The sequence below is a fragment of the Streptomyces sp. NBC_00704 genome, from assembly GCF_036226605.1.
Lineage (GTDB): Bacteria > Actinomycetota > Actinomycetes > Streptomycetales > Streptomycetaceae > Streptomyces.
On the sequence record NZ_CP109000.1, the window covers coordinates 5,686,074 to 5,694,325 of the forward strand.

An 8,252-nucleotide genomic window follows, 5' to 3' on the forward strand; every position below is an offset into this window, starting at 1 on the left:
CGTGGCTCAGAGACCCATGATCTCCGGATGGTCGGCCAGTTTCGCGAAATGCTCGGCCGGCCGGGAAATCAATTTGCGCTGCGTCAGGTCGATGAGTCCGGCGACGCTCGACAATTCGCAGGCGAGGACGCCGTCGGCGCGCCGGATTTCCTGTTCGACGCGGAAGGTCTTTCCCTCGCCCCAGACCCACTGGCAGGTCACGTCGACCTCGTCGCCGCCGCGCAGCTCGTGGCGGAAACGCATCGTGTTCTCCAGCACGGCCGGGCCGATCTGCGTCGCGATCAGCTTGTCCTGCGAGATCCCGGCCGCGCGCAGGCTCTCCCAGCGCAGATGCTCGCAGTACTGCAGATAGACGGCCTGATTCAGATGTCCCTGTGTGTCGAGTTCGTAGCCCCGTACGGTGAGCCGCAACTGGAACGGTTTCGTCATGTGCAGTCGACCTCCTCCTGTGGATGGATGAATTCCTACCGCATGCAGTTGGGGCGGGCAAGGCCGCCTCGGCGCACGGAAATCCATGTGATGTGGATCACGTGCGAAACTCGCTTGACTCGTCGAGATTTTGGAGTGGTAGCGTCATGGCCATGCTGGAAAATGAAGGGATATGTTGATGGTGGGTATAGTGCCCGCCTTTCTGGAAATGGCTCGCACCTTTCCTGAAAAGTGCGCCGTCGAATGCGACGGACGTGAAGTGACCTATGCGGAACTGGCCCGCCGGGTCCGTGCGACGGCCCGCGAGCTGGGACCCGGGCCCGGACCGGTCGGGGTCCTGACGGACCGCTCCGAAGCCACCGTCGTCGCCCTTCTGGGCATCCTGGCCGCGGGCGGGGTCTACGTCCCCGTCGACCCGGCCTTCCCCGCCGCCCGCCGGCAGGCGCTCCTGGAGGCGGCCGGCTGCACCCGCGTCCTCGACCCGTCCCACCCCTCCGAGCCGTCCGAGCCGTCCGAGCATTCCAGGGCGTGGCCCGCGTCCGGGGCGGTGCCGGAGGCGGAGGACCCGGAAGCGCCCGCGTACACGCTCTTCACCTCCGGATCGACCGGGAAGCCCAAGCCCGTCCTCACCCCGCGGCGCGCCATCGCCGCCTCGGTCGCCTCGCTGCGCGACCTCTTCGCCCTCACCCCCGCGGACCGGGTCCTGCAGTTCGCCTCGCTCAACTGGGACACCTGTCTGGAGGAGATCCTCCCCGCGCTGACGACCGGCGCGACCCTCGTCTTCCACCGGGAGGCGTACACCGGCTCGATCCCCCGGCTGCTCAGGGCCGTCGCCGCGAGCGGCGTCACCCTGCTCGACCTGCCGACCGCGTTCTGGCACGAACTCGTCCGCCACCTCACCGACAGCGACGAACAACTGCCCGGCTGCGTACGCACGGTGGTCATCGGGGGCGAGGCCGTGAGCCCCGCCCGGCTCGCCGAGTGGCGGGCCCGCGACACCGCGCGCGTCCGGCTCGTCAACACCTACGGGTGCACCGAGACGACGCTGATCACGCACGCCGCCGACCTGCACGGCCCCGAGGCGCCCGGACCGGGATCCTGGTGGGGCGAGCACGGCGGCGTCCCCGTCGGCAAGGCGCTGCCGCACGTCGCCGACGCCATCGGCCCGGACGGCGAACTCCTGGTCAGCGGACCGGCGTTGGCGCTGGGCTACCGGGATCTGCCGGAGATCACCGCCGAGCGCTTCGTGACCCGCCAGGGCCCTGAGGGACCCGTGCGCTGGTTCCGCACCGGCGACCGGGTCGCCCGCCGGGCGGACGGACACCTGGTCCACGAAGGCCGCCTCGACGCCGAGTTCAAGGTACGGGGCATCCGGGTCGACCCCGGCGAGATCGAGGCCCACCTGACCGCCCATCCGGAGGTCGGCGTCGCCGTCGTCGTCGGCACCCGGGTCGAGGACCGCACGACCGTGACCGCGTACGTGGTGCCCCAGCGGGCCGGCGCCGACGACGCCGCCCTCGCCCGCCAGGTCCTGCGCGACCTGCGCGCGAGCGTGCCCGGCCATCTCGTGCCCCACCGGGTCACCGTCGTCCCCGGACTCGTCCACACCGCCGGCGGAAAGATCGACCGGCTCGGCACCCACCGACGTCACTCACCCGCCGCCGCACCGTCCGCCCCGGCGGAACGCCCCGGCGGCCTCACAGAACAGGACAACCGATGAGTCCCGACGACATGGTCGCCATCTTCCGCAGGGTTCTGGAGACCGACGGCGTCACGGCGGACACCGACTTCTTCGAGTCCGGCGGCGACTCGCTCATGGGCACCCGCGTGCTGAGCGCCGTCGCCCGCGCCCGGGGAGTGGAGCTGACCTTCGACGACCTCCTCGGGGCCCCCACGCCCGCGCTGCTCGCCGACCGCGTCGCGAGCGTGGCCCGATGAGCCCGGCCGCGAACGCCCCGGCCGGCGCCCCGGCGCGCGTCGTCGTCGTGGGGGCGGGGCTCGCGGGCCTCACCGCCGCCGCCGACCTCGCCGGGCGCGGCGTCGACGTCCAGGTCCTCGAAGCCCGCGACCGGGTCGGCGGACGCACCCACGGCATCGAGGTCGCCCCCGGTGACTGGGCCGACGCCGGCGCCGCCTACCTGGGCGAGCGGCACACCGAACTGCTCGCGCTGATGGCCGCCTCCGGCCTCAAGACGGCGCCCACCGTCATGGAGGGGGACAGCCGCTTCGACGTCTCCGGCGCGGACCGCGCCGACAGCGTCCCCGGACGCTTCCCGCCGCTGAGCGGCGTGGCGCTGGGCGAGCTGTTCGACCTGCTGGACGAGGTCACCCGGTCCGTGCGCGTGGACGCCCCCTGGCTCACCCCGGACGCCGCACGCCTCGACGCCATGACGGCCGCCGAGTGGGCGGACGCCCGGCTGCGGCACCCGGACAGCCGGCTGTTCTTCCCGCTGTTCCTCGGCGAGATGATGGCCGCCGCCCCCGCCGACGTGTCCGTCCTGCACATGGCCTTCTACCTGCGCTCCGGCGGCGGGCTGCGCTACCTCAACGCCTTCGCCGGGGGCGCCCAGGAGTGGCGGATCGACGGCGGCGCGCACCGGCTCGGCGAGGCCCTCGCGGCCGGGCTGGGCGACCGGGTGCGGCTGTCCGAGCCGGTCACCGCGGTGGAGCAGGACGACGACGGCGTGACGGTGCGCTCCGCGAGCGGCGCCACCCGCGCCGACGCGGTGATCGTCGCGCTGCCCCCGGTCCTCGCCGACCGGATCGACTACTCGCCCGCCCTGCCCGCCCCGCGCTCGGGGGAGCGCACCGGCCCCGGCTGCGCGGTCAAGGTCCATCTGGTCCACCCGTCCCCGCTGTGGCGCGAACAGGGCCTGTCCGGCTGGTCGGTGAGCGCCGAGGGCCCGCTGCTGTCCACGGTCGACGACTCACCCGAGGGCGGCGCGGGGATCCTGACCGGCTTCGTCACCGGCGAGGAGGCCCGCCGCTTCGCCGCGCTGCCCCTCGCCGAACAGCGCGCGGCCGCCGTCGCCCAGGCCCGCCGGCTCTTCCCCGACCTGCCCGAACCGGTCGGCTTCCATGTGACCGACTGGGTCAACGACCCCTACAGCCGCGGCTGTTACGCCGCCCTGTTCGGTCCCGGCGACTGGTCGGCGCTCGGCCCCCACCTGACCCGCCCGCACGGCCGCGTCCACTGGGCCGGCACCGAGACCAGCACCGAGTTCTTCGGGCTGATGGAGGGCGCCGTCCGATCGGGCCACCGGGCCGCCGCGGAACTGACCGCCCCCCGCTAGCGGGCCGCCGACGGGCCGCTTCCGTCCCGGCCCGGTCCGCCCGCGGGAACCGCCCGCCCGTCGCGGCCGCCCGGCCCCCGCCGTCGTCCGGCGTTCGCCGTCGTCCGGCGCGACAGGGCCGGACGCCCGCGGTCGGCCGGCCCGAGTCACGAGACCACCCCGACATTCTCTGGAGAGCACCGTGACCACCAGCCCGATCGCCCCGCTCGCCGTCCGGCGGCAGTTCATGACCGACCCCGCCCTGGGAGCCGGCAACTTCCTCCAGAAGGCGCTGGAGGCGAACCCGAACAACACCGTCCCGTACGCCTTCACCCACACCACCGACCACCGGGGCGAGGTCGTGCTGCGCGGCCACAGCCTGCGCGACCTGGCCGCCCTGCGCGACCGGTACGCCCACTGGTACCTGGCCAACGGGGTCCGCCGGGGCGAGCCGGTCGCCGTCGTCGTCGCCGAGGGCCTCGAACCCCTGCTGCACTTCCTGGCGCTCACCGCCCTCGGCGCGGTGCCGGCCCTCATCAACGACGCCATGCCGCAGACCACGGCCCTGCGCTACATCGACCACGTCGGCGCGGTGGGCCTGGTCGCCGACGACCCGACCCGGCTGGTCGCGGCCTACCGCGCCGACGCCAACCGCCGCCGGCCCCGCTTCGTCGTCCCGGCCGCCGAGATCAAGGCGTACGAACCGAGCGGCCCGCTGCCCGAGGACTACCCGTACGAGCACGCCGACGACGAGGTCGTGGCGCTCATCCACTCCTCCGGCACCACCGGCACCCCCAAGTCGACGATGCTCGCGCACCGCCAGTTCTGGGCCGGCAAGGAACCCCGCATGGAGCGGTTCCCCGCCTCGCCGGACGACCGGCTGATGTCCCTGATGCCGCACACCCACGCCGGCGGGCTCAGCTACTTCCTCACCGCCACCCTGCTCGGGCTGCCCACCGTGGTCATGGGCGACTGGCGGCGCGCCGCCGTGGAGCCCGTCATGGAGGCGTTCCGGCCGACCATGGTCGCCTCCTTCCCGCGCACCTTCGTCGAACTCGCCACGGGGGAGCCGCCCACCCGGGCGGCCGCCAGGGTGCACAGCTGGTTCAACACCGGCGACAGCGCCCACTACGGACACGTCCGCCGTCTGGTGCGGCTCGGCGAACGGCCCGCCGGGCTCATCAAGCCGTGGCTGCTGCCGCGCGGCCACGCGGGCGACGAGGCCGTCCCCGGCTCCCAGTTCATCGACGGACTGGGCTCCTCCGAGATGGGCATGGCCCTGTTCGGGCAGGTGACCACCCCCGAGTCCGAGCGCGACGACCGCTGCGTCGGCAAGCCCACCGAGGTCGTCACGGCCGCCGTCGTCCTCGACCCCGACGGCCGCGAGGTCCCCGACGGCACGGCCGGCCTGCTGGCCGTGAAGACCCCCTCGCGCACCCCCGGCTACTGGAACGCCCCCGAGCTGACCCGCAGCTTCGAGGTCGACGGCTACTGGCTGACGGGCGACGTGGCCCGCCGGGACGAGGAGGGGAACTTCTACCACCTCGACCGCACCGTGGACGTCATCGACACCGAGGACGGCCCGGTCTACAGCCTGCCCGCCGAGGAGGTGCTGCTCGCCGACTGCGGGGACGTGGTGCAGGACTGCGCCGTCGTCGGCGTGCCGGCCGAGAACGGCAGGGCACAGGTCCCCGTCGCCGTCGTACGGCTTCAGCCCGGCGTGGTCGAACCGTCCGCGACGCACCTGTGCGCACAGGCCAACAAGGAACTGGCCGCCGCCGGGCTCACGCCGCTGGAGGCCGTGATCGTCGCCCGCGACGCGGCCGACTTCCCGACCGGCGTCACCGGCAAGGTCCTCAAGCGGGAGCTACGCACCCGCTGGGCCACCCTCTTCACCGGCGCCGCGCCCGCGCTGCCGGTCAGTTAGGAATCCGATGGGAATCATGACGACACAGGGACCGCACACCCTGCCCGCACCGCAGCCCTACGAGTACGAGCGCGTCGTCCCGGTGGAACCCGACTGGCGTCGCCTGCCGGGCTGGAGCGAGGTCACCGCCGAACAGTGGCGGGACGCCCAGTGGCAGCGCGCGCACTGCGTGAAGACCGCCCGGCAGCTGAGGGCGGTGACGGGCCCGCTGCTCCAGGACCGCTTCTACGACGACCTGGAGGCCGACCACAAGCGCTTCGCCACCATGTCGATGCTGCTGACCCCGCAGATGCTCAACACCATGGCGCCCGACGCGCCGTTACGGCCGGCGGACTTCACGGACGCCTTCCTGGCCGACCCGGTCCGCCGTTACATGCTGCCGGTCGCCTCCGACCGCGACCCGGAGTGGCCGAGCCACCCCTACGCCCAGCGGGACTCGCTGCACGAGGCGGAGATGTGGGTCGTCGAAGGGCTCACCCACCGCTACCCGACCAAGGTCCTGGCCGAACTGGTCTCCACCTGCCCCCAGTACTGCGGCCACTGCACCCGGATGGACCTGGTGGGGGGCTCCACCCCGCAGGTGGAGAAGCTGAAGCTGACGCTCAAACCGGCGGACCGCCAGGACCAGATGATCGACTACCTCAAGCGCAACCCCGGCGTCCGCGACGTCGTCGTCTCCGGCGGCGACGTGGCCAACGTGCCGTGGCCGCGGCTGGAGTCGTTCCTGATGCGGCTGCTCGACCTGGAGAGCGTCCGCGACATCCGGCTGGCCACCAAGGCCCTCGCCGGACTGCCCCAGCACTGGCTCCAGCCGGCGGTCCTCGAAGGACTGGAACGCGTGGCGCGCACCGCCGCCCGCCGCTCGGTGAACCTGGCGGTGCACACCCACGTCAACCACGCCCAGTCCGTCACCCCGCTGGTGGCCGAGGCCGCCCGGGCCGCGCTGGACGCCGGCGTGCGCGACATCCGCAACCAGGGCGTCGTGATGCGCGGCGTCAACGACACCCCCAAGGCGCTGCTCGACCTGTGCATGGTCCTCCAGGGCGAGGCGAACATCCTGCCCTACTACTTCTACATGTGCGACATGATCCCGAACGCCGAGCACTGGCGCATCGCGGTGTGGGAGGCGCAGGAGCTCCAGCACGCCGTCATGGGCTACCTGCCCGGCTACGCGACACCGCGGATCGTGTGCGACGTCCCCTACGTCGGCAAGCGCTGGGTCCACCAACTCGTCGACTACGACCGGGAACGCGGCGTCTCGCAGTGGACGAAGAACTACCGCACCGGCATCGAGCTGGACGACCCCGAGGCGCTCGCACGCCGTCACCCGTTCTACGACCCCATCACCACGCTGCCCGAGGCGGGCCGGCGCTGGTGGCGGGAGAACGCACAGGAGAAGGGCTGATCATGACCGACCGGCACCCCGCCGCCGACCCGTCCGAGGGCGCGGTCCAGGAACTCGACCGCAGGGCCGTGCTGCGCAGCGCGGAGATCGTCGCGGGCATCCGCGACGACCAGTGGGACGCCCCCACCCCCTGCGGGAACTGGTCCCTGCGCCGCCTCCTCGCCCATATGACCGCCCAGCACCTCGGCTTCGCCGCGGCCGCGGGCGGCGGACCGGTCGACGAGTCGGTCTGGCGGGAGACGCCGCTCGCGGATCCCCGCCGCGCCTACGCCGACTCCGTCGACCGCGTCCTCGACGCGTTCGCCGCCGACGGCGTGCTCGACCGGGAGTTCGCCCTGCCGTGGATCCATCCGACGATGCGGTTCGCCGCGGCCCGCGCGATCGGCTTCCACCTCGTGGACTACGTGGTGCACGGCTGGGACGTCGCGGTCTCCGTGGGCGTACCGGCGGCGTACGACGACGACCTCGTCGCGGCCGCCGCCGAGGTGGCCGTCAAGGAGGTGCCGACCGGGCCGTCACGGGAGCGTCCCGGCGCGGCGTTCGGGCCGCCGGTCGACCCGGCCGGCGCGGCGAGCGCCGAGGACCGGCTGCTCGCCTCGCTGGGCCGCGACCCGCGGTGGTCACCGGCGTGACGGGTCCTGCTGCCGCGCCTCGGGAGCCGGGCGGCTCCCGAGCGTGTGGCTCTGCCCCCGGAACTCGGCGACCGCGACGCCGTCCGCCCGGCGCACGGTGACGTCGTACAGGCCGCCGCGCCCGAACCGGGTCCGCTCCACCGCCTCCGCGACCAGCTCGTCGTCCACCTCGGCCGGGCGCAGGAAGGTGATCTGGGCGCCCTGCGCCAGGGTCGTCGGCCCGTACGTGTTGCAGGCGAAGGCGAACGCCGCGTCCGCCAGCAGGAAGAGGAAGCCGCCGTGCCCGATGCCGTGGCCGTTCACCATGGCCTCCGTGACCCGCATGCCGACGGTCGCCCGCCCCGGCCCGGCGTCCAGCAGGGCGATGCCGAGCAGTTCGCAGGTGCGGTCCTTCGCGTACAGCTCCTCGGCGCGCCGCCGGGCCGCGAACTCCAGGTCGCTCTCCTCGCCGGTCCCCGTCATCGAATGCCCTCAATTCCTTTTGTTTTCTCCGGACTTGGCGCGCCGATCCTTCCATCCGTGAGCGACCCCGGTCAACAGACCAGAAAACCATCCAGCCAAGGAGCGGCATGACTTCGCGTACACCC

Annotated in this window: 8 protein-coding genes; 6 read left to right on the forward strand and 2 right to left on the reverse strand. The window is 73.1% G+C overall.

The features are described 5' to 3' along the window. Positions 1-6: 6 nt before the first annotated feature. Positions 7-429: an acyl-CoA thioesterase gene (locus tag OG802_RS24875; RefSeq protein ID WP_329413779.1), complete on the reverse strand. Its 423-nt coding sequence runs from the start codon at positions 427-429 to the stop codon at positions 7-9. Between the two features lie 208 nt (positions 430-637). Between OG802_RS24875 and OG802_RS24880 the strand changes: the two genes are divergently transcribed. The 6 genes from OG802_RS24880 (at position 638) to OG802_RS24905 (ending at position 7,665) form a co-directional block, all read left to right on the forward strand. Further along, positions 638-2,149, forward strand: coding sequence for an amino acid adenylation domain-containing protein (locus OG802_RS24880; protein WP_329413782.1), 1,512 nt, complete (start codon positions 638-640; stop codon positions 2,147-2,149). Beyond that, positions 2,146-2,367 (forward strand): acyl carrier protein, encoded by a 222-nt coding sequence (locus OG802_RS24885; protein WP_329413785.1) that lies wholly within the window; start codon positions 2,146-2,148, stop codon positions 2,365-2,367. Before OG802_RS24880 ends, OG802_RS24885 begins: the two co-directional genes overlap by 4 nt. After that, positions 2,364-3,722, forward strand: a complete 1,359-nt coding sequence (locus tag OG802_RS24890; protein ID WP_329413787.1) for a flavin monoamine oxidase family protein — start codon at positions 2,364-2,366, stop codon at positions 3,720-3,722. The genes OG802_RS24885 and OG802_RS24890 overlap by 4 nt, the downstream gene beginning before the upstream one ends. Positions 3,723-3,903: 181 nt before the next feature. Continuing rightward, positions 3,904-5,628, forward strand: coding sequence for a class I adenylate-forming enzyme family protein (locus OG802_RS24895; protein WP_329413789.1), 1,725 nt, complete (start codon positions 3,904-3,906; stop codon positions 5,626-5,628). 16 nt (positions 5,629-5,644) lie between these two features. Beyond that, on the forward strand, positions 5,645-7,033 hold the full coding sequence (locus OG802_RS24900) for a KamA family radical SAM protein (protein ID WP_329413791.1): 1,389 nt from the start codon (positions 5,645-5,647) through the stop codon (positions 7,031-7,033). Between the two features lie 2 nt (positions 7,034-7,035). Continuing rightward, on the forward strand, positions 7,036-7,665 hold the full coding sequence (locus OG802_RS24905; protein WP_329413793.1) for a TIGR03086 family metal-binding protein: 630 nt from the start codon (positions 7,036-7,038) through the stop codon (positions 7,663-7,665). On the opposite strand, the gene paaI is transcribed toward OG802_RS24905, so the two are convergent. Continuing rightward, entirely contained in the window at positions 7,654-8,127 is a 474-nt protein-coding gene (paaI, locus tag OG802_RS24910; RefSeq protein ID WP_329413794.1) for a hydroxyphenylacetyl-CoA thioesterase PaaI, read from the reverse strand. The genes OG802_RS24905 and paaI overlap by 12 nt on opposite strands. Positions 8,128-8,252: the final 125 nt, after the last annotated feature.